21 protein-coding genes are annotated in these 26,657 nt (G+C 56.4%); 20 read left to right on the forward strand and 1 reads right to left on the reverse strand.

The window, feature by feature from the left end:
• Positions 1-26 precede the first annotated feature (26 nt).
• The 20 genes from BN2684_RS20075 to ftsY all read left to right on the forward strand — a co-directional run bounded on the left by BN2684_RS20075 (position 27) and on the right by ftsY (position 25,204).
• Complete coding sequence (locus BN2684_RS20075) at positions 27-551, forward strand: YceD family protein (RefSeq protein ID WP_058303875.1); 525 nt, start codon at positions 27-29, stop codon at positions 549-551.
• 33 nt (positions 552-584) lie between these two features.
• A complete protein-coding gene (gene rpmF, locus BN2684_RS20080; RefSeq protein WP_058303876.1) occupies positions 585-758 on the forward strand; it encodes a 50S ribosomal protein L32 in 174 nt (57 codons plus the stop codon).
• A gap of 228 nt (positions 759-986) precedes the next feature.
• Positions 987-1,559, forward strand: coding sequence for a transcription factor FapR (gene fapR / locus BN2684_RS20085; RefSeq protein WP_058303877.1), 573 nt, complete (start codon positions 987-989; stop codon positions 1,557-1,559).
• Positions 1,560-1,564: 5 nt separating this feature from the next.
• Positions 1,565-2,551 (forward strand): phosphate acyltransferase PlsX, encoded by a 987-nt coding sequence (plsX, locus tag BN2684_RS20090; protein WP_058303878.1) that lies wholly within the window; start codon positions 1,565-1,567, stop codon positions 2,549-2,551.
• Between the two features lie 12 nt (positions 2,552-2,563).
• Positions 2,564-3,550 (forward strand): beta-ketoacyl-ACP synthase III, encoded by a 987-nt coding sequence (locus tag BN2684_RS20095; protein WP_058303879.1) that lies wholly within the window; start codon positions 2,564-2,566, stop codon positions 3,548-3,550.
• A gap of 28 nt (positions 3,551-3,578) precedes the next feature.
• On the forward strand, positions 3,579-4,511 hold the full coding sequence (fabD, locus tag BN2684_RS20100; RefSeq protein ID WP_058303880.1) for an ACP S-malonyltransferase: 933 nt from the start codon (positions 3,579-3,581) through the stop codon (positions 4,509-4,511).
• Positions 4,512-4,522: 11 nt separating this feature from the next.
• The gene (fabG, locus tag BN2684_RS20105) at positions 4,523-5,263 is read left to right on the forward strand and encodes a 3-oxoacyl-[acyl-carrier-protein] reductase (RefSeq protein ID WP_058303881.1); all 741 of its coding nucleotides are present in this window, start codon (positions 4,523-4,525) and stop codon (positions 5,261-5,263) included.
• A gap of 219 nt (positions 5,264-5,482) precedes the next feature.
• Positions 5,483-5,716, forward strand: coding sequence for an acyl carrier protein (gene acpP, locus BN2684_RS20110; protein ID WP_058303882.1), 234 nt, complete (start codon positions 5,483-5,485; stop codon positions 5,714-5,716).
• Positions 5,717-5,819: 103 nt separating this feature from the next.
• Positions 5,820-7,058, forward strand: coding sequence for a beta-ketoacyl-ACP synthase II (gene fabF, locus BN2684_RS20115; protein WP_058303883.1), 1,239 nt, complete (start codon positions 5,820-5,822; stop codon positions 7,056-7,058).
• A gap of 3 nt (positions 7,059-7,061) precedes the next feature.
• The gene (gene rnc / locus BN2684_RS20120; protein ID WP_058303884.1) at positions 7,062-7,760 is read left to right on the forward strand and encodes a ribonuclease III; all 699 of its coding nucleotides are present in this window, start codon (positions 7,062-7,064) and stop codon (positions 7,758-7,760) included.
• A 415-nt stretch (positions 7,761-8,175) separates the two neighbouring features.
• Complete coding sequence (locus BN2684_RS20125) at positions 8,176-9,516, forward strand: extracellular solute-binding protein (protein WP_058303885.1); 1,341 nt, start codon at positions 8,176-8,178, stop codon at positions 9,514-9,516.
• 122 nt (positions 9,517-9,638) lie between these two features.
• Positions 9,639-10,595 carry a carbohydrate ABC transporter permease gene (locus BN2684_RS20130; protein ID WP_058303886.1) on the forward strand — a complete coding sequence of 319 codons (957 nt, stop codon included), beginning with the start codon at positions 9,639-9,641 and terminating at the stop codon, positions 10,593-10,595.
• A gap of 15 nt (positions 10,596-10,610) precedes the next feature.
• The gene (locus BN2684_RS20135; protein ID WP_058303887.1) at positions 10,611-11,444 is read left to right on the forward strand and encodes a carbohydrate ABC transporter permease; all 834 of its coding nucleotides are present in this window, start codon (positions 10,611-10,613) and stop codon (positions 11,442-11,444) included.
• Positions 11,445-11,485: 41 nt separating this feature from the next.
• The gene (locus BN2684_RS20140; protein ID WP_058303888.1) at positions 11,486-13,282 is read left to right on the forward strand and encodes a glycoside hydrolase family 66 protein; all 1,797 of its coding nucleotides are present in this window, start codon (positions 11,486-11,488) and stop codon (positions 13,280-13,282) included.
• Positions 13,279-14,988: a glycoside hydrolase family 66 protein gene (locus tag BN2684_RS20145; protein WP_058303889.1), complete on the forward strand. Its 1,710-nt coding sequence runs from the start codon at positions 13,279-13,281 to the stop codon at positions 14,986-14,988. Before BN2684_RS20140 ends, BN2684_RS20145 begins: the two co-directional genes overlap by 4 nt.
• Positions 14,989-15,341: 353 nt before the next feature.
• Positions 15,342-17,123 (forward strand): sensor histidine kinase, encoded by a 1,782-nt coding sequence (locus tag BN2684_RS20150; RefSeq protein WP_058303890.1) that lies wholly within the window; start codon positions 15,342-15,344, stop codon positions 17,121-17,123.
• A gap of 12 nt (positions 17,124-17,135) precedes the next feature.
• Positions 17,136-18,422 carry an extracellular solute-binding protein gene (locus tag BN2684_RS20155; RefSeq protein WP_058303891.1) on the forward strand — a complete coding sequence of 429 codons (1,287 nt, stop codon included), beginning with the start codon at positions 17,136-17,138 and terminating at the stop codon, positions 18,420-18,422.
• Between the two features lie 223 nt (positions 18,423-18,645).
• Entirely contained in the window at positions 18,646-20,226 is a 1,581-nt protein-coding gene (locus BN2684_RS20160) for a response regulator (protein WP_058303892.1), read from the forward strand.
• Between the two features lie 321 nt (positions 20,227-20,547).
• Entirely contained in the window at positions 20,548-24,123 is a 3,576-nt protein-coding gene (gene smc / locus BN2684_RS20165; RefSeq protein ID WP_058303893.1) for a chromosome segregation protein SMC, read from the forward strand.
• Between the two features lie 70 nt (positions 24,124-24,193).
• Entirely contained in the window at positions 24,194-25,204 is a 1,011-nt protein-coding gene (ftsY, locus tag BN2684_RS20170) for a signal recognition particle-docking protein FtsY (protein WP_058303894.1), read from the forward strand.
• Between the two features lie 157 nt (positions 25,205-25,361).
• Here ftsY and BN2684_RS20175 read toward each other — a convergent pair whose 3' ends face one another.
• Positions 25,362-26,540 carry an S-layer homology domain-containing protein gene (locus BN2684_RS20175; protein ID WP_058303895.1) on the reverse strand — a complete coding sequence of 393 codons (1,179 nt, stop codon included), beginning with the start codon at positions 26,538-26,540 and terminating at the stop codon, positions 25,362-25,364.
• Positions 26,541-26,657: the final 117 nt, after the last annotated feature.

Consider the following 26,657-nt stretch of genomic DNA (forward strand, 5'->3'; position numbering starts at 1 on the left):
TTTTTGTTTGTTTGGAGTGATGGATCATGCAGATAAACGTGAAAGAATTGACCCTGAAGGGAAAGAATGTCCAGCTTCATGAGAGCATGGACATGTCCGGGCTTCTCAGCGGTCGTCAGGACCTCGAAGCATTCGGGGTGCTGGAAGCGGATCTCGCCGCTTATGCGGATGGAAACATCGCTGTTGTGGATGGAATGCTCAAGCTGCCCGTGACGATGGTATGCTCGCGCTGCCTCGGCTCGGTTCAGGAGACTCTCTCTATTCCCTTCCGTGAGAAGTTCACGCTAGGGTCCATCTCTGCAGAAGCTGGCGAAGAACAGGATGACCTTCACCAGGTCCAAGAAGACCTGGTCGAGCTTGCTCCCTATGTGGAGGAAGCCGTCTGGATGGCTCTACCGTACATTCCGCTCTGTAAGGAAGACTGCCGCGGGCTGTGCCCCGAATGCGGCACGAACCTCAATGAGCGAGATTGCGGCTGCTCCACGGAGAAAATCGACCCCCGATTGGCGGGTCTGGCCGATCTGTTCAAGGAAACAAGAAAAGACCCGTGATGGTCTTGAATTAAGGCAAGGAGGTGGGAAACAATGGCAGTACCTCAAAGGAGAACGTCCAAAACGCGCCGTGACAAACGCCGCACTCACTTTAAGCTGGCTGTGCCGGGTATGGTGAAATGCGAGCAATGCGGCGAACTGAAGCTGGCTCACCGCGTATGCAAAGTGTGCGGTTCCTACAAAGGCAGAGAGATCATCAAGCAATAATATTGCGGAAGTAGTACTTCATCTTCGGTGGGGTGCTATTTTTTTTGGCGGGGTGAAGTGAGGTACAAGCATCCCGTCCGAAGAGAGGGCGGGGAAACCGCCCTTTTTTTGTGCAGCGGCACATGCCGCATCCGAAAGCTCAGCTTTTGCTTTCTTTTTCGGCTTGATTTTTATATACTACTTTTAGTACCTGGTAATAAGAATGGCAGAAGGAAGAGGAGGTCCCCCATGGAACGGTTGCCGAAACGCGAAAGGCTCAAACAGCTGGCAATCCATATCCAGGAGAATCCCTTCGTTACCGACGAGGATGTTGCACACCACTTTCATGTCAGCATCCAAACGGTTCGGCTGGACCGGATGGAGCTTGGAATTCCCGAGCTTCGGGAACGGTTGAAGACGATGGCGGAGCGTTCGCTTGATGAAGTCCGCTCCCTTCCCCTCGATGAAGTGATCGGGGAAGTGATCGATCTGCAGCTCGACAAGAGCGGCATCTCCCTGCTTGAAGTCAGAGAAGAGCATGTATTCTCGCGGACGGGAATCGCCCGCGGCCATCATATTTTCGCACAAGCCAACTCGCTTGCTGTCGCGGTGATCGACGATGTGATCGCTCTAACGGCGTCTGCGGATATCCGTTATCTCCGGCCGGTCCGGCTCGGAGAGAAATGTGTCGCCAAAGCGCTGGTGAAGCGGAATTCCCGGGGTAACGCCAAGGTGGAGGTTCTCACGACCGTTGGCTCCGAGCTTGTGTTTGAAGGGCAATTTTTGATCCATCATACGAAGACTCAAGAGAAACGGAGCTGATTGACTTGAGAATCGCCATCGATGCCATGGGCGGAGACAATGCCCCGTGGGCGATCACGGAAGGAGTTCTCCTCGCTGCCAAGGAATGGCCGGATACCGAGCTCGTTCTGGTGGGGGACAAAACGAAGCTGGACCCGATCACGGCAAACCGCCCCTCTAACGTGACGGTTCTTCATGCGTCCGAGGCCATACTATCCGATGACGAGCCCGTGAAAGCGGTTCGCCGGAAGAAGGACTCTTCCATGGTGGTCGCGGCCCGACTCGTTCGCGACCAGGAAGCGGATGCGATGATCTCCGCAGGCAATACCGGCGCGCTGATGACGGCGGGCCTCCTCGTGGTCGGGCGTATTCCGGGTATCGAACGCCCGGCGCTGGCTCCGATGATCCCTTCGCTTGACGGTGCCGGTACGCTTGCTCTTGATCTTGGAGCCAACATGGACGCTACACCGGAGCAGCTCCTGCAGTACGCGGTGATGGGAAGCATTTACCGTTCGAAAGTGGACGGGATTGCGAAACCGCGTGTGGGACTCTTGAATGTGGGGACAGAGGACACCAAGGGCAACGAGCTCACGAAAGCGGCCTTCCCGTTGCTGAAGGAAGCGCCGATTCATTTTGTTGGCAACATCGAAGCGCGGAACGTGCTCTATGGAGAATGCGACGTGCTCGTGTGCGACGGGTTCGCCGGAAATATCCTGCTGAAGTCCGTCGAAGGGACGGCTGGAGCGATCTTTAAGGTACTGAAGGAAGAATTCAAGCGCAGCTTGTTAACCAAGGTCGCGGCGGCTGCGCTCGCGCCGGGACTGAAAAACTTTAAGAAGCGGCTCGATTATTCCGAAACCGGGGGGGCCCCGATGCTTGGCTTGAACGGTCTCGTTCTGAAAAGCCACGGCTCCTCGGATGCGGTCGCGATCATGAACGCGGTTCGGCAAGCGCGGATCGCCATCGAAGGCAAGCTGGTTCCTTCGATATCCGCAGAAATCGGCAAAAGCTAAGGAGAGATGAGCATGAATCTGATACCGGTTGGGGTGCTTGGCACGGGGAGATATGTTCCGGAGCGTGTTTTGACGAATCAGGATCTGGAGAAGATGGTGGACACCAATGACGAATGGATCCGCACCCGCACCGGAATGCGCGAGCGGCGTATCGCCCGCCCGGATCAAGCGGCTTCCGATCTTTCGTTTCCGGCGGCACAGGAGGCTCTTCGGAACGCGGGCATCACGGCGGCCGATCTCGATCTCATTATCGTCGCCACGGTAACCCCTGACATGTCGTTTCCGTCGACGGCATGCATCCTGCAAGAGAAGCTGGGCGCGAAGAAGTCGGCGGCGTATGACCTGTCAGCGGCATGCACCGGCTTTATCTACGGCTTGGCGAACGCCTCCAACTTCATCGCGCTCGGGACGTACAAATACGCACTCATCGTCGGCACCGAAGTCTTGTCGAAGATTACGGATTATACCGACCGGAACACCTGCGTTCTCTTCGGAGACGGAGCGGGTGCAGTCGTGATCGGCGCTGTGCCGGAGGGTCGCGGCTTCAAGTCCTTCGAGCTTGGAGCGGACGGAGCAGGCGGCGAGCTTCTCAAGCTGGAGGGGGGCGGCTCCCGTAACCCTTCGTCACCGGCAAGCATCGAGCAGAAGCTGCACTATCTGTACATGGCCGGAGCGGAAGTGTTCAAATTCGCCGTGCGCGTCATGGGCAGCGCAGCGGAGGAAGCGCTTCGCAAGGCCGACCTGACCAAAGAAGACATTGACCTGTTGGTTCCCCATCAGGCGAACATTCGCATCATTCAATCTGCCTTGAATCGGCTGCACGTACCGGAAGAGAAATGCATGATCAACCTTGACCGTTACGGAAATGTCGGCGCTGCCTCTATCCCCATGGCTCTAGCGGAGGCTGCTGAAACGGGGCGGCTCGCTGAAGGCGATCGGATCGTCATGGTAGGCTTCGGAGCAGGTCTCACTTGGGGAGCCAGCGTTCTCGTTTGGTAAGAGGATCAGTTGACGGGAGGACATAGCATTGGGTAAAATCGCATTCGTATTTCCGGGTCAAGGAGCCCAAGCCGTTGGGATGGGACTTGACGCTTGGGAGACCTCTCCCGAAGCCCGCAAGGTGTTTGAGCAAGCGGACGAAGCCTTGGGCTTTAAACTGACGGATCTCGTCTTCAACGGCCCGGATGATCAATTGAAACAGACCTACAACACGCAGCCCGCTCTGCTCACCGTCAGCAGCGCTTATCTGGCCGCACTGCAAGCCAAAGGGGTCCGCGCTGATTTCGTTGCCGGGCACAGCCTGGGGGAATACAGCGCGCTGGTCGCGGCGGGCGTGCTGCCCTTTACGGATGCGGTACGCACCGTTCGCCGGCGCGGCGAGCTGATGGAAGCGGCCGTACCTTCCGGACAGGGAGCCATGGCTGCCGTCCTCGGAGCGGAGCGCGAAGCCCTTGCCGACCTGTGCCGCGAGGTAACGCAAGCCGGAACCGCGGTCGAGCTCGCAAATGTGAACTGCCCGGGGCAGATCGTCATCTCCGGCACGAAGGAAGGCGTTCAGGCGGTTCAAGAGCGGGGCAAGGAGATCGGGGCCAAGCGGGTTTTGCCGCTTGAGGTAAGCGGTCCCTTCCACTCCTCGCTCATGCGTCCAGCGGCCGACAAGCTGGCAGACGAATTGGCGAAGCTGAACCTCCAGGCGCCTGTGGTTCCTGTCATCGCCAATGTGACGGCTGAGCCGGTTACAGATCCGGAGAAGATTCGTTCTCTTCTCGTGGAGCAGGTGTACTCGCCTGTCCTGTGGGAAGACAGCATAACCCGCCTGATTGAGGCTGGAGTCGACACCTTCGTCGAGATTGGATCCGGTTCTGTGCTCACCGGGCTCATTCGCAAGATCGACCGGAATGTCCGGGTCGTCACGGTGAACAGTATGGAAGCTGTAAATCACTATTCGGAATCCAACTGAGGAGGAGACCTATGCTGACAGGCAAAACAGCGCTAGTTACCGGAGCTTCCCGCGGAATCGGCCGCGCGATTGCGGCGGCTCTTGCGGAAGCGGGCGCCGATGTGGTTGTCAACTATGCCGGGAGTGAAGATGCCGCTCAGAAGACGGCTTCTCTCGTCGAGAGCTTCGGGCGGAAGGCGCTCGTCATCCGCGCCGATGTATCCGACGCGTCGCAAGTTGACGAGATGGTGAAACGGACCCTCGAAGAATTCGGGCATGTGGACATCCTTGTCAACAATGCGGGCATCACCCGCGACAATCTGCTCATGCGGATGAAGGAAGAGGAATTTGATGCCGTCATCGCCACGAACCTGAAGGGCGTGTTCAACTGCATGAAGGCGGTGACCCGGCCGATGATGAAGCAAAAGAGCGGCCGCATCATCAACATTTCGTCCGTTGTCGCTTCGCTTGGCAATGCCGGGCAGGCCAACTACGTGGCGGCCAAAGCCGGCATCATCGGCTTGACCAAGTCGGCGGCGCGGGAACTGGCCAGCCGGGGAATTACGGTCAATGCCGTCGCGCCCGGCTTCATCGTCACCGAAATGACCGACAAGCTCGGAACGGAGACGAAGGAGCAGCTGCTCTCGCAAATTCCGCTGTCCCGTCTTGGACAACCGGAGGATATCGCCAAGGCCGTCCGGTACCTTGCCTCTGAGGACGCTTCCTACGTCACGGGGCAGACGCTGCACATTGACGGCGGCATGTACATGTAGAAGCTGCGCTGAACGATCCTGCTGAACGAGCACGGGAAATCTACCCAAAGCGGGCGGATAGCGAGAACATCGATCCGTTCATGCGTCGCAGCCTCGTAAGGCTTTTCAGCTTTCATTTTGTCAAGAAATACGCGCTTATTCAGCGCTGGCGGTCCCCTTCGGGACCCTATGGTAATTTGTCCGCAATTTTCGTATAATACCATGGAGGAGGTGAACCGGATGTCCGACGTTCTTGAACGCGTGAAGCGCATCGTGATCGACCGCCTCGGGGTGGAAGAAGCAGAAGTAACCCTGGAAGCGTCTTTTAAAGATGACTTGGGTGCTGATTCCCTTGATGTAGTGGAATTGGTCATGGAATTAGAAGACGAGTTCGACATGGAAATTTCCGATGAGGATGCAGAGAAGATTACGACGGTGGGAGAAGTTGTGAATTACATACAATCTCATACGTAATCGGTCTCTCCAAAGTCCCGTTGCAGCTTGACGGGACTTCTTCTCCATGTTGAGCCGCATTGGGCGGACTAGTAACGCCAATACGCCGAATTGAGGTGAACCTATGTCTAGACGTGTTGTGGTTACCGGAATGGGGGTCGTCACCGCTCTCGGGCATGACATTGAGACCTTTTGGTCCAATCTCTTAGCAGGTAAATCCGGTGTTTCGTTGATCGAAAGCTTCGACGTAAGCGAGTACCCGACGAAAATTGCCGCTTCCATAAAAGATTTCAACCCGGAAGATTATTTTGAACGCCGCGATTTGAAGCGCATGGACCGGTTCGTGCAGTTTGCCGGGGCCGCGAGCCTCTTGGCTCTGAAGGATGCCGATCTTCGCATCGGCGAGAATGCGGATGCCGAGATGACGGGCGTCTACATCGGTTCAGGAATCGGGGGCCTCTCCACTTGGGAAGAGCAGCACACGATCCTGATGGAAAAAGGACCGAAGCGCATCAGCCCGTTCTTCATCCCGATGATGATCGCGAACATGGGCTCCGGCCAGGTATCGATCCTCACGGGAGCGAAGGGGCCGAACAGCACGGCGGTGACAGCTTGTGCGACCGGCACCAACGCCATCGGCGATTCCTTAAGGCTCATCCAGCGTGGAGATGCGGATGTCATGATCTGCGGCGGCTCGGAAGCGACGGTCACTCCGATGGGGGTCGGCGGCTTCTGCGCGCTGAGGGCCATGTCCACGCGCAACGATGAACCCGAACGGGCCAGTCGCCCGTTTGACAAAGACCGAGACGGCTTTGTCATGGGCGAAGGCGCGGGGATTCTCATCCTCGAAGAGCTGGAGCACGCTCTCGCAAGAGGAGCTCGCATCTATGCGGAGGTAGCCGGTTACGGGATGTCGAGCGATGCCCACCATATGACCGATCCTTCTCCCGGCGGCGAAGGCGCAGCCCGCTGCATGAAACGGGCGCTGAAGGACGCCGGCATCGCTCCGGAGGAAGTTGGCTACATTAACGCCCACGGAACCTCGACCGGCGTCGGCGATATCGCGGAGAGCCAGGGCATCAAGGCCGCATTCGGCGAAGCCGTGCCGCCTGTAAGCTCCACCAAATCGATGACCGGGCATATGCTCGGCGCAGCCGGCGGTGTGGAAGCTATCATCTGTGCGCTGGCCGTACAGGACGGGAAGCTGCCTCCGACGATCAACCTGGAAAATCCCGATCCCGAATGCGATCTGGATTACATCCCGAACGAGTTCCGTACAGCGGATATCCAATATGCCCTGTCCAATTCGTTTGGCTTCGGTGGACATAATGCCACCATTATCATGAAAAAATACGAGGCCTAAACCATGAACCGTGATTTGAAGCAGCTTCAGGAGCAGCTTGGCATTTTTTTCGAGAACCAGGCGATCCTCCGGCAAGCTTTTACCCATTCCTCCTACGTGAACGAGAACCGCTCGGCGGGTGCGAGAGACAACGAGCGATTGGAATTTCTCGGGGATGCTGTTCTCGAATTAACCGTATCCGAATACCTGTTTGAGGCTTATCCGAACCGTTCGGAAGGGGAGCTGACGAAGCTGCGAGCATCGATCGTATGCGAGCCCTCTCTGGTCGTCTTCGCGGAAAATCTGTCTTTCGGGCTGTATGTGCTTCTCGGCAAAGGAGAAGAGCTGACCGGCGGCCGTTCGCGTCCGGCTCTGCTCGCCGACGTGTTCGAATCGTTCGTGGGAGCTCTCTATCTGGATCAGGGACTAGCCGCCGTGAAGAGCTTCCTCAGCAGCTGTCTCTTTCCAAAAATCACGGGAGACGGCAAGCCGCAAATCATCGATTACAAGACCCGGCTGCAGGAGTATGTTCAGCAGCATGGGCTCGGAATTCTGGAGTACCGCATCGCCGGCGAACGCGGTCCCGCGCACGAGAAGGAATTTCTGTCCGAGGTTCTTATGGACGGAAGCCTGCTCGGAGCGGGCTCCGGCCGCTCCAAGAAGGAAGCGGAGCAGCAAGCTGCCCGCGAGGCGCTTGGCAAGATGAAGGTGTCCATGGAGTAAGATAACGCATTACGTTTGGAAGCCGCTTTTCTCCGCGAGGGGGAAGGCGGCTTTTTTCTTAGGCTCAAATAGGATTGCAGAGGGCTGCTTCCGTTCAAGATTCGCTTAGCCGATTCATAAGGTCAATTTAAGCCTCCGTGCATTCTTTCTCCACAATCCAAATCAACATCGTAATATAATCTCCCTCCACTTTCGAAATCACAAATCACTGGATTTATGCAAGGGCATTCCATTCCCAAGAAAGTGTCCGATTCAACAATTCGCGTGTGACTATGGCGAAAAATCCCACTATCAGGCAAATGAATGCGCTGTCAGCGAAAGAAAAGACACCCATTTTCGTAATGTAAACGGTTACTCCACTTTCTCTTCTCCTGCATAATGAGGACGCAAGCAAAAGAGAAGGAGGAACTTCATCATGAAACCATTCAAGAAAGTTTCCCTGGGGGTCATGGCAGCCGTACTCGCCGTAGGCATGTCGGCATGTGGAAGCGGCAAGGAGGGAGCGTCGGATTCCGGAAGCACCGATTCGGCGAGCCCGGCAGCATCATCCGCACCGGCGGCGGACGGCAAGAGAGTGACGATCGAGTACTGGCATACGTACAGCGATGCCGAAGAGAAGGTGCTGATCGAGCAGATCAAGCCGCTGTTTGAAAAACAGAACCCCGGAATCGAGCTGAAGCTCACCCGTATGCCTTACGAAAACCTCAAGCAGCAGGTCATCACCGGGGTAGCCGGCGATGCGGCGCCCGATCTGATGCGGATGGACATCGTCTGGGTTCCGGAGTTCGCCAATATGGGCGCGCTTCTTGATGTCAGCAAGATGGACGGCTTCGCCGAGCTGAAGCCGAAGCTGTTCGAAGCTCCGCTCGCCACGACCTACCTCAAGAACGACAGTGGGGAAGGGTATTACGGGCTTCCGGTCAACACCAATACGAAGGTCGCCATCTACAACAAATCCATTCTGGATCTGATCGGTAAGACCGAAGTTCCGAAGACGATGGCCGAACTCGAAGAGTACGCCAAGCTGGCTAAGGAGAAGGGCAAGGCAACCGGCGGCATCACGATCGGCGGCAACTATCCTTGGGCAAACATCCCTTACTTCTACAGCCTCGGCGGGAAATTCACGAACGACGACTACACGAAGGCAGACGGCTACCTCAACAGTCCCGAAAGCGTGAAAGCGCTTGAAACCTTCATTCGCTGGAACAAGGAAGGGTTGATTTCGCCGCCGATCCTGGGAGGCGAGCCTTCCGCCTGGGACGGCTTGAAGAATAACGATTACCTGATGATCGACGACGGCCCATGGTTCTACAGCCTGCTCATGGCCGAGCAGGAAGGCGGCTTCAAGCCGCTCGAGCAAACCGTTCGCGGTCTGATTCCGGCCGGCGACGGAGGCTCCCGTTCCGTCATCGGCGGCGAGGACCTGGTCATCTTCTCTTCCTCCAAACATCCGAAGGAAGCTTGGACGTTCGCCAAATGGATGCTCCAGCCGGAGCCGCAGAAGATCATGGCCACCCTCGGTCTGATCCCGGCTAACATGGATGCGGCCAATGATCCGAAGGTCATGGAGAATCCGTTCATCAAGGAATACGTCGAGCAGATGAAGACGGCGGTCCCACGGACGCCGGTTCCGCAATTCGGCGAAATGGACAGCATCATCGCGCTGGCCTTCGAGAAGGCCATGCGGGGAGAGATGGAGCCGAAGGCAGCTCTCGACGACGCGGCGAAGCAGATCGATGCTCTCCTAGCGAAGTAAGAATCCGAAGGAAGAAGCCCTGTGAAAACCGGCACTTCACCGGCCCGTCCTGGTGAAGTGCCTCCTTTATCCGGCGGGAGTAACGAGCAAGTCGCTTTAGAAGTCAGGAAGGAGTGTTAACCATGGCAGGCAGAGCACCGGATACGGCGCTGAGACAGATAACGCCTAACTGGAAGAAACGGCTCAAGAAAGGCGGCAAGGAATGGCTGGCCGTATTGCCGTTCATTATTCTCGGGGTGGCGGGGACCGCTGTTTTCGTCATATACCCGATGATCAAGAACATCATCATCAGCTTTCAGGACTACAGCATCATGCCGAACGCGAAGAATCCCTTCATTGGGCTGGACAATTACAAATTCGCATTCGAAGATCCGAACCGCAAATTTTACATGGCGGTGAAGAATACGATCCTCAACGTCATCGTGACGGTGCCGATCAACTGGTTTCTGGCGATCTTCTTCGCCGTTCTGATCAACATGAAATTCGTCAAGAACAAGCTCGTCTGGCGGACGATTTATTATTTGCCGATCATCACCTCGTGGATCGTCGTGGCGTTCTTGTTCCGCTTCTTGTTTGCCAGCGGTGACAACGGATTGGTGAACTTCATTCTGCTCAAGCTTCATCTGATCGACAAGCCCATTTCCTTCCTCGCCAATTATTGGTCGGCCATGATCGTGATCTGGCTCTTCCACATCTGGAAGACGGTCGGGTGGGGGGTCATCATCTACTTAGCTGCTCTCCAAGGAATCTCCAAGGACTACTACGAGGCAGCCGAGCTGGATGGGGCGAACGGAATTCAACAATTTTGGAAAATCACCGTGCCGATGCTCGCTCCCGTGACCGCGTTTATCCTGATCAACCTGATCAACGGGGCGTTCAACTTTTTCCCGCAGGTCTACTTCATCACGAAAGGCGGCCCGATGGACCAAACCCAGACCTTGCCCAGCTTGATGTTCATCCAAGCGTTCACGAACTTCAAGTTCGGTTATGCCGCCGCGCTCAGCGTCATGATGGGGATGGCCATCTTCCTGCTCACCTACACCCAGATGAAAAAATTCGGCAATCAACGGTTCTTATAAAAGGAGGGGATATCCGTGCATACGAAATGGTTCAACAAGGTCATCATCTACGCCTTTATCGTTCTCGGGGCATTGTCCTTCCTGTTCCCGTTCTTCTATATGGTCATGACCAGCTTTATTAAAGGAGCTTTTACCCTCCCGAGGCCGAAGGAGATTTTCTCGGTCGTTCCCAATCTGCACAACTTCGAGATCGTGCTCGGCAAAAACAACTTCGCCCGCTACTTCATGAACAGCATCGTCGTGACGAGCGTCGCCATGTTCGGCAGCCTGTTCCTCGGCTGCTTGACCGCCTACGGGTTCGCCCGCTTCAAATTTCCCGGCAAGGAGCTGCTGTTCCGGCTCTTCCTTCTGACGACCATGATCCCGGGAGCGATCAACATCATCCCTCAATTCCTGATCATCAAGAACCTCGGGCTGGTCAACACGTTCGGCGGCCTGTGGCTTCTGTACATCGGTGGAGGCGTCGTCGGAAGCACCTTTTTCCTGCGCGGCTTTTTCGAGGGCATTCCGAAGGAGCTGGAGGAATCTGTACTGATCGACGGCGGCGGCAGCTGGCGGATTTTCTTCAACATCTATCTGCCTCAGTCGCTCCCCGCCATTGGAACGATGGCCATCTTCGCCTTCCAGGGAACCTGGGAAGAGTATTTCACTGCTCTCGTCATTTTGAAAAAGGAAGCTCTGCGCACGCTGCCCATCGCCCTGCAGGCCTTCAACGACAAATATGCGACCAACTATTCGCAGGTATTCGCCGCTTCCATCATCGCCCTTCTGCCGGTCATTGTCGTGTACCTGATCTTCCAGAAGCGGTTTGTGCAGAGCGGATTCAACGAAGGAGCGGTCAAGGGATAAGAAAGGCCAATCTAAATGGAAAACGGAGGACCATTCACTTCATGAACATGCGGAAATGGGGAATGCGCACTGCCGCCTGCACCGGCGCAGCCTGCCTCTTGCTGGTCGCAGCCGGCTGTAAAGAAGAGGCGGTGCGGATTGAAACGGTACCGGACGGAGAGCTCATCAAGAGTGTGGCGACGGACAAGGCCGCGTATAAGCCGGGGGAACCGGTTAAGTACGAGGCGGTACTGAATGGCAACGTCGGGTCAAGAGGCAAGCTGTTGATCCGATATAAGCACTTGAATGAGGTCGTGAAGGAGCAGACCGTGTCCGTCTCGGGAGAGAAAGCGGCATGGGAATGGACTCCGCCATCCGACAACTACAAAGGGTACTTGACGGAGCTGCTGCTGAAGCAGGACGGGAAATGGACTGATCGCGCGACCATTGCCGTGGATGTTTCGGGCGATTGGTCGAAATATCCGCGCTACGGGTATCTGGCGGATTTTCACAAGCTGGACGAAGGGGAGATGCAGCGGACCGTCGATCGGCTGAATCGGTTCCATATCAACGGGGTTCAGTTCTACGATTGGCAGTATAAGCATCAAACCCCTATCAAGTGGGAAGGCGACAAGCCCGCGTCCACCTGGCCGGATATCGCCAATCGGGAAGTCTCCTTCGATACCGTCAAAGGGTACATTGATCTTCTCCACGGCAAAAGCATGAAGGCGATGAATTACAATCTGCTGTTCGGAGCCTATCAAGATGCCGAGAAGGACGGGGTCAAGAAGGAATGGGGGATGTTCAAGGACCCGCTCCTGCAAAATCAGGATCGTCACCCGCTGCCGGATTCCTGGGCGAGCGACATCTATCTCTATAATCCGGGGAACCTGGACTGGCAGAACTACCTCTTCGCCGCGGAGAAGAAAACCTTCGACACGCTCCCTTTTGACGGCTGGCATGTGGATCAACTGGGAGATCGCGGAGCTCTATGGGACGGCAAAGGGAAGAGCTTTAATCTGGCACTGACGTATAAGGACTTCTTGGCAAACGCGAAGGAGAAGCTGGGCAAGGAAATCGTCATAAATGCGGTCGGGCAATACGGACAGGCGCTGATCGCCAAAGCCCCCGTCCAGTTCCTCTACACAGAGCTCTGGGAGAGCTATCCGGAATACAAGAGCCTGAAGCAAGCCATCGACGAGAACAACAAGTACGGCAGCAGCAAGCTGGCGACGGTCCTCGCCGCCTACATGAACTACAAGCATGCGGATTCCAAAGGGGAGTTCAACGCCCCAGGCGTCCTGCTGACCAATGCGACGATCTTTGCCTCGGGGGGTTCCCATTTGGAGCAGGGTGAGAACATGCTGGCGAAGGAGTATTTTCCGAACCGCAATCTGACGATCCCGGAAGCCTTGGAGAACCAATTGATTGCGTATTACGATTTCCTGACTGCATATGAGAACCTGCTGCGTGATCCGTCTGAGGAGATCAAGCTCGCCGTCACGGCCGGATCCGAGCTGCCGATCAGCGATACACCGAAGAAGGGAAGCGTCTGGTCGCTTGCCAAACAGCAGGCGAATCGGGCGATTGTACAGCTCGTGAATTTCACGGATGCCACCACGATGAACTGGAACGACACGGATGCGACCCAGGCGGAGCCCAAAGTGCGGGAGAACGTGCAGCTCACGATTCCCTCCAGTGAAAAAGTGAAGGCCGTCTGGACGGCATCTCCCGATATCCATCACGGTGCTCCGGTCGCCCTCGATTTCAAACAGGAGAACGGACAGCTGTCGATTACCTTGCCCGAGCTGAAATATTGGGACATGGTCGTTCTGGAATACAAAGGAGACTCGAAATGACACAATACACGGTGAACCTTGACATTTATCCGGACAAAGCCCAATACAAGCCGAACGGTCCGGGACATCTGATCGTAGAGCTGACGGCTTCCGCTGCGGCGCCGTTGACCGTTCGGACCGAAATTCAGCAGCTGGATGAAACGCTGGAGCTCATCCGCTCCGAAATCAGCTGCGAAGCGGACGTGCCGACGACCTTGCGAATCCCGCTCATTACCCGGGGATCGGAGTGGGAATGCTATGGCGTAACGGTGGAAGTATATCGCGAGGGAAGCCTTGTCGCCCGGGCCGCCACGGCCTATGACGTGGCCGATCATTGGCGGCGTGCTCCGCGATATGGTTTCCTGAGCGATTTCCGATCCGGTGAAGAAGGAGATCTTCGCGATGCGGACAGCCTGAACCGGTTTCATCTGAATGTCGTACAGTTCTACGACTGGATGTACAGGCACGACAGCCTCATCCCTCCCGCCGACGAGTTCATCGATCCGATGGGGCGAACGCTCTCCTACAAGGTCGTCCGGGAAAAGGTGGACGCCCTGCATGAGCGCGGAATCGCGGCGATGGCCTACGGCGCGGTATATGCGGCGCTGAAGGATTACCTCCTGGAGCATCCTGAGCTCGGGTTGTACAAACGAAACGGGGAGCCGTTCCACCTGATCGACATCTTCTACATCATGGACATCAGTCCCGATTCGCCGTGGACCGCCCATATCGTAGAGGAGTTCCGCAAGGTGGTCGCCTCTGGTTTCGACGGCATTCACATGGACCAATATGGCTTCCCGAAGAAGGCGGTTCGCAAGGGGAATGGCGAGGAGGAAATCGTTGATCTGGCCGCTTGTTACCCGGCCTTGATCGACCGAACGAAGCAGGCGGTTCGAGAGGTCAATCCGGATGCCGGGCTTATCTTCAATAATGTCAGCAACTATCCGGTGCGGGCGACGGCCGGCTCTGACCAAGAGGCTGTCTATATCGAAGTGTGGCCTCCGGTCATCCACCTTCGGGAGCTGAAGGGCCTGATCGATGAAGCGAAAGCCTACGGCCGCGGCAAGCAGGTCATCCTGTCCGCTTACTTGCCGGCCTTCTATCCGAAGGCGAACAACGACGCGGTTGAGTCGGAGAACGGGGCGGTGCTGACCATGGCGACAATCTTTGCCAGCGGCGGCTATCACCTGCTGCTCGGGGAAGACGAGAAGCTGCTCACCATGGCCTATTATCCGGATTACGCTGAGATGCGCCCTGAATTCGTTCGAGAGACACGAAGGTATTACGATTTCATCGTGCGATACGGAAAGCTGCTCTACGATGCCGGTCTGGAGGATCTGTCGTATACGTACACAGGAGGCGTCAACACGGAGATTCGCTTCGAAGGCGATGCAGAGTTCGCTCCGAACGGGGATGTCGGCAAGGTATGGACGCTTGTCAAGCGGCTGCCCGGTTACCTGGTGATTCATCTGATCAATCTGGTCGGCCTTGAAGATGATCATTGGGAGCATGGAAAAGCAAACCGTCCAACCGCTCAGCGCGAGTTTACGGGGACTGTTCTGATGGAACGGGAGATCGCCGGCTTGTATTGGGCAAGCCCCGACACAGAGGGTGGAGCGCCGCAGGAGCTCCCCTTTGAAAAGGTTCCTCACGATCAAGGGGAAGCAGCTCAGTTTACGGTTCCATGCCTTGACATTTGGACGATGCTATATGTGAAATGGGCCTAATGGCTTCATCGGCAGACCGCCCCGGACGAGCTATTCGTTCCGGGGCGGTTTTATTGCCGGAATATCCGGCCACCTGAGTCGTGATTCATTGGAGGTTATGGAGGAAAGGGGATGGCATGGAAAGTCTACGGCCGCCTTTGAAATCGAGTTGCTCCCGCAAGAGCTATTCCATGGCAACTCGATTTCAACAAGCGGTGGAATGCCACCCCTTCGCCGGAATAACCGGCTACATGAATCATGATTTGTCACTTTTGCTTCTTTCGGACCGACTTTCGCCAATTCCCGGATCGCCATTGGCGGATGATAGGGAATCCGGTACACTAAAGGACGTATGAGACGAGAGGAGGAATGTCATGGGCTTCAAACGGAGGATCGGACATCGTTTTGCCGGCAAGATGATCGCGGCGTTTCTCCTCGCGATTCTCATCCCGCTGATCTTTACAAGCGTGTCTTTTTATCGGGCATCGGAATCCATCGTGAAGGAGAACGTTCGCGGCACCTCGGTCCAGCTCGCCAAGCAAACCGCCGATGCGCTCTCCGGCATCCTGAATGCAGGCTTCGACGCATCCGACTTTCTCTACAGCGATCTGAACGTGCAGACTGCGGTCTCCGATACGAGAATCGGGTCGACCGAATCGGGGACCGGGATGAACGATTACATGGTATCGACCTTAAACAACCTCGCCTATTCAAGCTCGTTCATCAAGCAGATTTACGTGCTGCGCGCAGATGCCATGACCGGCTGGGGCAGCGGCACCTTCTCGATCAGCAAGCTGCAGCAAGCCCGTCTCTCTGAGGAAGAGTGGACCAAGGAAGCTTTCCATGAGGATGGAGAGCCGATCTGGCTGGAGATGCAATATGACCGGTTGAGCGGAGCCGGTACGAATACCGAGCTCGTCCTGCCGGTAGCGAGGGCTTTGAAGAAGTTTACGAGCATGAGCAACATCGGCCTGATCCAGATCAATTTGGATGGAAGAGCCATCCTTGATACGATCAAGCAGCCGAAACTCGGGGAGACCGGGACCTTTTTCGTGGTGGATGAGGGGGGAATCGTTCGGATTGCCTCCGATCTGGCTCGCATCGGCCAACCCGTGAATAATCCGGAGTTGCTAAGCATGCTGACGGGAAGCGATAAAGCGGAGTTCCAGTACAGCCAAGACGGGGTCGATTATTACGGAGTCAAGCAGCCGTTGAATAACGGCTGGCTTCTGACGGGGGTCGTTCCCGTGAAGGAGATCACCGGACCGCTCGATCGGCTGCAATCGCAAATCTTATCCTCTGCCGGCCTTTTCTCCCTCGTCGGCATCCTCATCGGCATCGGCATCGCCGGCTACGTTACCAATCCGGTCAATCGATTGATCCGCGATATGAGGCGGGTACAGCAAGGCGATTTGCAAGTGCGGACTGAAATTCGCTCAACGGACGAAATCGGCCAGCTGAGCCGCCAGTTCAACAAGATGCTGCAGGAGATTAACTCGCTCATCCAGCAGGTGGAGGAAGAGCAGAGCCGCAAGCAGGAAGCGGAGCTGCGAGCGGTCATGCACCGGATACAGCCGCATTTTCTCTTCAATACGCTCAGCACGCTCCGGTGGCTGATCCGCGCTGGCATGTACGAGCGCGCCGATCAGGGGCTGTCGGCGCTGACCCGGCTGCTTGAAGCCAATATGGGCAAAAGCGGCGGGATGATCACCATCGACGAGGAACTGGACATCATCCGCAAATATTTGGTCATCATGGAGCTCCGCTACCAGCTGCCTTTTCGGTTGGATGCGGTCCTCGATTCGGGGGTCGGTCATGTTCATATTCCGCGCATGCTGCTCCAGCCGTTAGTCGAGAACGCCGTGTTCCACGGCTTGGTGCCGAAGAATTCCGGCGGGGATGTGTTCATCTCCATTCAGCGAGCGGGTGAGGGGATTCTATTTCTCGTCAAGAACGATGGCCTTGTGATTGATCCGGACAGGCTGAAGGTTTTACAAAATCCGGATAAAGCGCCGCCAGGCGTCCTCGGCATCGGCTTGAAGCATGTCGACGATACGTTGAGGCTGTATTATCCCCGACGTTCGGAATGGTCGATCGCAAGCGCCCCCGAAGAGGGGACCACCGTACGGATCTTTCTAAAGCCGGAACATGAATGAGGAGGGAAACGGATGAGCTTCGGTTGGCCCAAACGTATACAAGCCGCGATTCTTCCGCTTTTGTCCTTGCTCCTCCTCGGAGGCTGCGGGGAGAGCGGCTTTATCTCAGATCCAGATAAGGTGGCTTCCATAAAGGAATCCACGGAGACGACGATCGAATACTGGCACACCTATAGCGACGAGGAAACTCGGCTCTTGGAGCAGGAGATCATCCCTGCCTTCGAACGGGAGCATCCGGCCATTCATATTAAAGCGGTTCGGCAGGCGAACAACACGGAACTGAAAAACACGCTCATCACAAGGGCGGCGTCTCATCGCGGACCGGATGTCGTGCGCATGGACATCGCCTGGATTCCGGAGTTTATTCACAAGAAGCTGCTGACTCCGCTGGAGGCGAATCCCGGATTTATGGAGACGCGCGAAGCGCTCCGCTCCGATGTCATGGAGCTGGGAGAGCAGGAAGGTCACAGCTATTCTCTCCCGCTGAATGTGAATACGAAGATCGCAATCTACAATCGCGTGCTTCTGGAGAAAGCTGGGTTGTCCGGCCCTCCGGCCTCCCTTCGGGACGCGCTGACGGCGGCGGAACGGACCCACAGCCGCATCGGGATCGGAGGGCTCGACGCCTGGCGACTCATGCCGTATCTATATGCTTTGGGCGGCTCTTTCCTGGACGATACCTATTCGCAGGCATCCGGCTATCTGAACGGTCCGGCTACCGTCAAGGCGGTTGGCGAGCTGGTGGACTATTACCGCAAGGGCGTAATCGATCCTCTGATTGTAAAAGGGGGCGGTGATTTGTGGGCGGGGGTGAAGGGTGGAAACATCCTTATGACGGATGAAGGCCCTTGGTTTTACAGTGTTCTGGATGCCCCCGAGCTGAGCCTCGCCATGCGGGTTACCCAAAGAGCCCCGATGCCGAGCCTGTCTTCAGGCCTGACCGCTTCCATCGTCGGCGGGGAAAACCTCGTGCTCCTGCGAAACACCCAAGCAGCGGAGGACGCCTGGGTCTTCATGAAATGGCTGACGGAATCCGATGCCCAGCTTACCATGGCGAAAACCGGACAGATTCCGACGAATTTGGAAGCAATGAAGAAGCTTTCCTACGAGAAGAATTCCTATACGACGCCTTATTTGGAGGCGCTCCAGAACAGCTTCATCCGCCCGCCTATTCCCAACTGGTCTGAAGTCGACCGTGTGTTTTGGCTCGGAATGAAGAGGATTTTCCAGGAAGAGGTTCCGGTGCAAGAGGGGCTCGATCAATTGGCGGCTCAGCTCGATTCGATGCTTCAGCAATAAAAGGTGGATTATATTACGAGGCTATGGCTCAGAAACGGAATATCCTTCCCCTAGCGGGGGGCATTGACATGATACAATGAAAATGAAGGCGCTTTACTTTTTGAGCGATACCAACGAATGATGAGTGATCACCTCTTCCCAGGCATAATCGACCGAACGAATAAGGTCATCCGTTAGGCTTCATCGGACAGGCAGCTAGAGACAGACATAAGGGGGAAGCGCTATGTACAAGGTCATGATCGTTGATGACGAACCGATCATCCGCATGGGCATTCGGGCTTCTGTCGATTGGACCTCCAAAGGGCTGGAAATGATCGGAGACTACTCGAACGGAGAGGCGGCGCTCGAGGCGCTTAGCAAGGAGCAGGCGGATATCCTAATCACGGATATAAAAATGCCGCTAATGGACGGGTTAGAGCTCACCCGCAGAGCCATGGAGCGGTATCCCGGCATCAAGGTGATTCTCATCAGCAGCTACAATGACTTTCAATATGTGCGGCAAGGTATCGTCCTCGGCGCGATGGACTATATCCTGAAGCTGACCATGGAACCGGAGGAGCTTCTTTCCGTCCTGGATAGATGTGTGGAAGCGATCGAGAAGGAACGCATCGGTGCGGGAGTGAAAGGCACCTGGCGCAACCAGTTGTTGATGGCGGATCGGAAAAACGCGGAGCGGGGGCTTGGCGAATTGATTCGGAACGGAAGCTGCGAGAGGGTTGAGTCCTTCCTACCCGAAGCCTTCGATCAGGGCTGTACGATGGCCAGCCTCATCGTTGACCGCGCGGAGGAGCTCAAGCAGGCAAATGGGTACCTGTTCCTTAGTATGATGGTGGATGAACTGAAGAGGCTGTTCTATAAGCGGTTTGAATCGGGAGTGGCCATCGCCACTAAGGAAAATGAGCTGCTTTTGTTGATCCCGATCCATTTTTCCCTTCCAAACGAGTTGAAGAACATGCTGGAAGCGGAGACCGGTCTGCGGCTGACGATGGGGTATGTGAATGAAGTGCCATCGGATCGCTTGACCCAAAAGATCGCTGAGCTAGAGAAAGCGCACACGTACCGGTTCTATCGGGGAAGTGGCGGGATCTATCGGATCGGTGAGAGATGGAGTTCCGACGGCTGGCAGGCCCCAGATGTTTTTTGTCGAGCGAATTCTTTGGCAACCCATCACCAAATGACGGAAGCTGAAGGCTCTGCGGCGGAGCCCCTGCAGCAGCTTGCGAGGAAAGCGCAGGAATGGGGCAGGGAGCAGAAGGAACCGGAGCGGGTGAAGCGGGAGGCTTGCGATTTTTTCTCCGCCCTTTATTTGAAGGAGCTGGAGCCGAAGCTTGCGCTTGAATATTACCAGGATCTGATGAGCGCCGAGACGCTGAACGAGCTGGTCGATTCCTTGGTCGTCAGCATCCGGGAATGCGAATCGGGCCGAAGCGGCGAAGGCAAGCCGAGTTCGAACCAGCTGATCGTCGATAAGGCAGAGGAGTTTCTCGCGAAGCATTTTACCGAGGGGATCACCCTGCAGATGGTGGCGGATCACGTTCATGTCAGCAAGAATTACTTCAGCTTCCTGTACAAGAAACAAACCAGTCACACCTTTATCGACCAGCTGATTCACCTGCGCATCGAACGGGCGAAGGAGCTGCTTCGCCATCGGGATCTAAAAATTTATGAGATCGCCGAGCAAGCCGGCTTCAATGACGTAAAATATTTCAGCAAGCTGTTCAAGAAGCTGACCGGTTCCTCGCCGGTGGATTATCGAATCAGACTTGACCGGAGCGAGGAAGGCGGCTCGTGCGGTTCCCTTTGAGTCTCGCGCTGATCAGCAAGCCTAAGAATGAGGAATGATGGATCGCAAATGATCCGAACGATAAGACCTGCAGGTACTCTTCCTTCGAGGAGATCACCTTGCAGGTTTTTTTGATCCAAATGGATTCTTGTTACCCGTCCGACCTCCGACAACTCGTCCGTGATCACACCCTATCCTAACTTGTTTAGGTTGCATTTTTTCTCGAATTACCAAGGATTTACTTGGAATGGCTCCTTTGCGAGAGCTTGGAATGTTTTTATACGTGGCATTGCCCGATTATGGTACAATATACGTTGTATTTCCACACCCTGAGGTGAGAGCATGTTCTTGAAACGACTGGAGCTTGCGGGCTTCAAATCCTTTGCCGACCGGACGGAGCTGGAGTTCGTCACCGGCATTACGGCGGTCGTCGGACCGAACGGCAGCGGCAAAAGCAATATTTCCGACAGCATCCGATGGGTGCTCGGCGAGCAGAGCGCGAAGTCTCTGCGCGGCGGTAAAATGGAAGACATCATCTTCGCGGGAAGTGACGCGCGCAAACCAGTCAACTTCGGCGAAGTTTCTTTGACGCTGGACAATTCCGACGAGGCGCTGCCTCTCGGCTTTAGTGAAGTGACGGTCACCCGGCGGGTACACCGCAGCGGGGACAGCGAATATTTGATCAACAAACAGCCGTGCCGGTTGAAGGATATCACCGAGCTGTTCATGGACACCGGTATCGGTAAGGAAGCGTATTCCATCATCGGCCAAGGCCGGATTGAAGAGATCCTGAGCACGAAATCGGAGGACCGGCGGGGGATCTTCGAGGAAGCCTCGGGCATCGTCAAATACAAGTCTCGAAAAAAAGAAGCGGAAAAGCGCCTCGGCGAGACTGAGCAAAATCTGTTGCGGATTCACGACCTGGTCTCCGAGCTGGAGGATCAGATCGAACCGCTGCGCGAGCAGGCGGAGAAAGCGGTTCGCTTCAAGGAATTGAAGCAGGAGCTCAAAACAAACGAGATCTCCATGTACATCTATCAGATCGAGCAGCTCCATCGGCAATGGACGGAGACGGGAGAACGGCTTGCCGCTCTCAAGAGTCGGCAGTTGGAGCTGTCGGCCGAAGTCGGCAAGCATGACGCCCAGCTCGAGAAGCACCGCTGGGAAACGCGGCGGCTTGATGAAGAGCTGGAGAGGCTGCATGCTCTCTTGCTGTCCGTGAGCGAAGAGACGGAGAAATGCGAGGGGCAGGGCGAGGTTCTGAAGGAACGGCGCAAGAACTTGGCCGCCAACCGCGAGCAGCTGACGTTGACGATTGCAACGCGGGACAAGAGCCTCGCGGAGCAAAAGGGCGAAATGACCGCTCAGGAGGAGAAGATTGCCGAGCTGGCGAACGTCTTAAAGGAGCTGCAGGCGTCGGTCCAGACTGAGGAGGCCGGTCTGCTCGGCGTGGCCGGCGGCTTGAGCGGCGACAAGGAGGAACAGCTCAAGGGCGAGCTGCTCACCGTGCTGAACGACCTGGCGCAGGCCCGCAACGAGATCCGTTATGCGGAGCAGCAGATCGAAAGCTTGAAGCGGCGCGGCGAGCGGCTTGGCGAGGATACGGCCAAGTGGCAGGGACAGCGCGAGAAGCTGGCCGAGCGCCGGGTGCAGTTGACCGAACGCCGCGATAAGGCGGCTGCCGACGTCGAGCGGATGCGCGAGGAATATGAGACGCTCACGACGAATATGCGCAACCGGCAGTCGCTGGAGGCGGAAGCCGCCGCAGCCGAGCGCAAGTGGGAGCAGCGGCTCGATGCGCTCGTCTCCCGCCGCGATACGATGCGGGAGCTCTTGAACGATTACGACGGCTTCCAGCACGGCGTCAAGGAAGTGCTCCGAGCCAAAGACCGTCCAGGCGGCCTGAAGGGCATTCACGGCGCTGTGGCCGAGCTGGTCAAGGTGCCGGAGGATGTCGAGCTGGCGGTGGAAACAGCGCTTGGAGCCGCGTTACAGAACATCGTCGTCGACAGCGAGGCGGATGGCCGCGCGGCCATCGCCTTCTTGAAGCAGCGGCAGTTCGGCCGTGCCACCTTCCTGCCGCTCGATGTCATCCGCGGTCGCTGGGTCGGGGATGCCGAGCTGCGCGGGGTGAAGGATCATCCGGGCTTTATTGGGGTCGCAGCCGACCTCGTGGAATATGAAGAGGTGTACAAGCAGGTCGTATATTCCCTGCTCGGCACCGTAATTATCGCACGTACTCTTGAAGATGCGAACAAGATTGCCGCTCGCTGCCAATACCGGTACCGGGTCGTTACCTTAGAGGGAGACGTCGTCAACCCGGGCGGCTCCATGACAGGCGGCAGCCAGCACAAGAAGGCGGCAAGCCTCCTCGGCCGCCAGCGTCAGATCGACGAGCTGGAGGATGAAATCCGCTCCACGCGCAGGCAACTGACGGATCTGCAAGCCAAGAGCCGTAAGCTGAAGGAAGACCTGGCGACCGCCGGGTCCCGGCTTGAGGAGCTTCGGCGGGAAGGCGAGCAGCGGCGGATCGAGCTGGAGCAAGCGACTGCCGAGCTGAATCCGCTGGAGAACGAAGCTCGCAACGCGGAGGACAGCTTGACCGTTCAGCTTCAGGAGAAGGAAGAGGTGGAACACGAGATCGCTTCGTTCTCGCAGCGGCGAGGCACGGCTATCCTCACCGTCGAAGACCTTCTGGAGCGGGAGCAGGAGCTGCGCAAGCTGATTCAAGCCGCGGAGGTGTCGCGAAAAGCGAACGAATCGGCGAAGGAAGAGATGCAGACTCAGCTGACCGACCTCAAGATTCGGGCGGCTTCGCTTGCGCAGGAGAAGCAGTCCTTGTCCGACCAGCTCCGACGGATGCAGGCCGGATACAGCGCAGAGGAGACCGAACGAGAGCATAACCGCCGTTCGCTCACCCAGCTTGATCAGGAGATTGCTCTCGCCGAGCAGGAATCGCTGCTTCAGACGGAGCAGCTCAACAGCATGCGGATCAAGAAGCAGGAATATACGCAGGAGACGGAATTCAAGCGGTCCGAACGGGCACGTTGGACGGCAGAGCTGGAAGAGAAGGAGAACGAAACCCGCGAGCAGCGGAACAGCTTGAAGCAGGTGGAAGAGGACCTCCACCGCTCAGAGGTACAAGCGAACCGGCTCGATGTCGAGCTCGACAACCTGCTGAAGAAGCTGTCGGAGGACTACGAGCTAAGCTATGAGCTGGCGAAGGAACGCTATCCGCTTCCGGAGGACATTGCGACCACCCAGCTTAAGGTTCGGGATCTACGCCGTGCCATTTCGGCTCTCGGCGAGGTGAACCTAGGCGCAATTGATGAATTCGCCCGCGTCAGCGAGCGCTATGAGTTTCTCAGCAGTCAAAAGGCCGACCTGATGGAAGCGAAGGCTACCCTGTATCAAGTTATCCGCGAGATGGACGAGGAGATGTCCAAACGGTTCCACACGACGTTTGAAGCGATTCGAACGCAGTTTGTCGTCGTATTCGCGAAGTTGTTCGGCGGCGGCCGCGCGGATTTGATCCTCTCCGATCCCGAGCATGCGCTTGATACGGGTATCGAAATCGTCGCTCAGCCTCCTGGCAAGAAACTGCAAAACCTTCAGCTTCTCTCCGGCGGCGAGCGAGCGCTGACCGCCATCGCGCTGCTGTTCGCCATCCTGCGAATCAAGCCGGTACCCTTCTGCGTATTGGATGAAGTGGAAGCAGCGCTCGACGAAGCCAATGTCACACGGTTCGCCGAATACCTGCGCGAATTCTCGGACACGACCCAATTCATCGTCGTCACGCACCGCAAAGGGACGATGGAGGAAGCGGATGTTCTGTACGGGGTCACCATGGAGGAAGGCGGAGTCTCCAAGCTCGTATCGGTTCGCCTCGATGAAGAAGAAGCCGTCGTATCGGCTTAGTTGTTGAAAGGTAGCGTTATCTCATGACGCTAGTATGACCTGTAAGGATCCAATTCTAGGAGGATGAAGCATGAGCTTCTTCAAGAAACTGAAGGATAGCATCTCCGGTAAAACGGAGGCCGTCACGAATAAATTCAAGGAAGGTCTCAGCAAAACCCGCGACTTGTTCGTGGAGCGGGTAGAAGACCTCATGTTCCGCCACAAGAAGATCGATGAGGAGTTCTACGAGGAGCTGGAGGAAATTCTCATCGGAGCGGATGTCGGCGTGAACACGGTGATGAAGCTCATCGACGAGCTTCGCGTGGAAGTGAAGAAGCGGAAGATCGAGGAGGCGGCGGAGCTTAAGCCGATCCTCTCGGAGAAGCTCGTGGGGCTGCTGCGCAGCGAGGCGGAGACTTCTCTGCACATGGCGGCGGAGGGCATGACCGTGATCTTGTTCGTCGGCGTCAACGGCGTCGGCAAGACGACGAGCATCGGCAAGCTGGCGCACCGCTTCAAGCAGGAAGGCAAGAAAGTCATGCTCGCGGCGGGGGATACGTTCCGTGCGGGAGCCATCGAGCAGCTGGAGGTTTGGGGCCAGCGGGTCGGCGTGGACGTGATCAAACAGCAAGCGGGGTCAGACCCGGCTGCCGTCATGTTCGACGCCATCCAAGCGGCGAAGACGCGCGGTGTGGATGTCCTGCTGTGCGATACCGCCGGACGCCTTCAGAACAAGGTCAATTTGATGGAAGAGCTGAACAAAATCTACCGCGTGATCAAGCGGGAGGTACCTGACGCACCGCATGAGGTGCTGCTGGTACTGGATGCGACGACCGGGCAGAACGCCCTCAGCCAAGCCAAGCTGTTCGGCGAGAAGACCGGGGTCACCGGTCTTATTCTGACCAAACTGGACGGAACCGCCAAGGGCGGCATCGTCATCGCCATCCGGCAGGAGCTCGACATTCCGGTAAAATTTGTCGGCCTCGGTGAGAAGATGGACGACATGCAGGAGTTTGACTCCGAGCAGTTCGTTCATGCGCTCTTCGCCGGCATGGTGGCGGAAGTGGCGGAAGCGACGGATGGAGAGGGCACAGAAGGTTAACCGTTTTCCCATTGCTCACCGCACCCGCTCTGCCCAATCGCGCAAGCTGTGGCCGTATGGAGTTTACGTGGAATGAATAAAGCCCGGCAAGAAAGGATCGCGTCCTTTCCTGCCGGGCTGTTTTTGCCTATTCGTCATAATCTCTACAGCAAAGGCTTTATTCCGATGGAATGCCCGTATCCGGGTGGGCCGTGGCGTAGTCTACCGCTTTTTGCAGCAGGTCAGCGGCTTCCTGTTGCGTGATCAGAGCCTTCGGAAGGAACTTGCCGTCTTTGTTCAACTCGGTGATGCCCATCTTCAGGGAACGCTGAATAGCGCCTTGATAGCCGGCGGTCATGTCGCTTTCATCGGCGATGGAGGCAGGCACGATCTTGATCAGCGGGTAATGGCGGGATTTCTCCAAAGCCTGCTGCAGGTAGAAGGTGAACTCCTCGCGGGTGAGCGGCTTGGATGGATCGAAGCTTTCGGGGAGCTCGACCCCGTGGCCGTGTGCAATGACGAGAGCATCGGCATAAAACGCATCATTCGAAACCTTCGGGAAGATTTCGTTCGGCAGCGGAACGGAGCTAAAGTCAATCGCCGCGAAGCTCAGCTCAAGATCACGGACAATGCGGTAAATCGCTGAGCCGCCGGTCAATTCAGCTTCCGCTTGATAGGGGTCCTTCGCTTGCTCCTGCTCCAAGTATTCCAAAGACTTGTGGGTCTCAACGAAGGTCAATGCTTGGTAAGCGTAGGTAGCGGCTTCGGCACGGGTCAGAATCGTCTTCGGGTTAAACTTGCCAGCGGTGTCCAACTCGCTGATCTTCATGATCAGGGAGCGTTGAATAGCACCTTGATACAGGGTGGTGAGGGCGTCCTCATCGGCGATGTGGATGTAAATCTTGATCAGCGGGTATCCTCCGGTCGCTTCAATCGCTTGCTGCAGGTAGAAGACGAACTCTTCCTTGGTGAGCGCTTTGTTCGGATCAATGTCTTTCGGAAGGTCGATCCCCTTGTAGTGGGCAACAGAGAATGCGAACGCGTACCAGGCCTTATCGGATACCTTCGTAAAATAGGAGCTCGGTCCAGCCAGCTTCACGGTTTCCAGCCCAAGCTTGTCCCTAAGGGCATTGACGATGAGGGTGATCCCTTCTGCCGCGGTAATTTCCTCGGCAGGGGCAAAGATTCCGTCCTTCACGCCTTGAATCACTCCCCGGTCACGTAAGCTTTCAATCTGCGCCGCATTCTTGACACCTTGCAGATCTTTAAATCCGTCTGCTGCAAATGCTTGACTCGCTACGGAGCCGGCCAGTATGACCGCCAAGGCCGCAGTCATTGTTTTTTTGGAATAGGGCATGCCGTTCACCTCTTCTGTTGTTGGTGGATGTTTCCTGCATCCCCTAGACGGAAAAAAGTGAAAAAGGTTGCAGAGCCGAAGGAATAATGTTTAGCGGAAACCGAAATCGATCAAAAT

The sequence above is a fragment of the Gorillibacterium timonense genome, from assembly GCF_001457415.1.
Classification (GTDB): Bacteria; Bacillota; Bacilli; order Paenibacillales; family NBRC-103111; genus Gorillibacterium; species Gorillibacterium timonense.